Origin of the sequence: Enterococcus sp. RTP21361st1_A6_RTP21361_211029, from assembly GCF_040910045.1 — a bacterium.
Lineage (GTDB): Bacteria > Bacillota > Bacilli > Lactobacillales > Enterococcaceae > Enterococcus_D > Enterococcus_D gallinarum.
In genome coordinates this window covers 1-1,084 of record NZ_JBDGBK010000229.1, presented here as the reverse complement: position 1 = coordinate 1,084, position 1,084 = coordinate 1, and the positions used below count along the sequence as shown (strand labels likewise).

Below are 1,084 nucleotides of genomic sequence, written 5' to 3'. Positions count from 1 at the left end.
CATTCGTTTTCATAAATCTATTATAAAAGAAAAGACTGTAGACATCATCCATAAAATGGACTTTGTCTACAGTCTGATTTGCTTCTAAAAAAGCAAACATCTCTTCCGTCAAGTAGCCTGTATCGTGTCCATAGAGAAGTGTTTTGCCTGTTGGATCTTTGATGACATAGATAAAACAATCTTCGGCAAAATGACCATGTTGTGCCGGTAAAGAATACACTTCATAGCCATTGATCCATGTTTTTTGATACGCTTCCAAAAGATGATACGTCAGGCGTTGTTCATCGTAACGTCCTTCCAATTGGAACGCTCGGTCATAAAAACCTTTCACATAGGCATTGCTATAGACAGCCAATTGAGTCGTGATCCCATTGGCATAGCCGGACATTCGATAAGCTAAATCTTCTCCGTAAAAATGATCTGAGTGCCAGTGGGTCAGCAATAATGCTTCGACGCGATTATAATCCACTCGACCACTCAATCGGTGCAGGTAACTGTCCCCAGGAAAATCGATCAAAAGCTTGCCATCATCCAACAACGCTTGCGTTTGGGTCCGAATCTCCCGGCCTTTTTTCTCCATCGCATGACGGCAGATCCTACAATTACAAAATATGGCTGGAACACGTTCTGCCGCAGCAGTACCCAAATAAGTGACTTTCATCCTCATCCCTCATTTCAATTTTTATCTTTGTTTAGGTATAGCATAATTTTTATCGACTTTCATGACTTTTTCGAGATTCTAATCAAACTTTTCTTCGGATTCAATCGAATCCTCAGTCAGAGCAAAAGACAATTTTCGGGATACTGTTAAAAAATATGCAGCTACATGATCAGCCTTATTTACTTGCGCATGAGGCATTAAAGCAAATGATAGACCCCTCCTGACCAAAAGAAAAAAGCCCTTGAAAACAAGGGCTTTTGCTTCATCTGATAATAAATGATTAACGACGAATTTCTTTGATACTTGTGAAAAGTCTTTACAGTATTGATATAAAAGAATTTTTATTGCCTCTGACTACACTTTGACTAACCTATTAAAAAATTGTTTTTCAAGAATCCTGTAATACCAGTACTTTCACCATCT

At 38.6% G+C, this 1,084-nt stretch carries 1 protein-coding gene; it reads right to left on the bottom strand.

Annotated elements, in window-relative coordinates:
- The coding region (locus tag AB5Z52_RS17265; RefSeq protein ID WP_368243872.1) for an MBL fold metallo-hydrolase at window positions 1-661 on the bottom strand (661 nt) is incomplete at its 3' end.
- Window positions 662-1,084 lie beyond the last annotated feature (423 nt).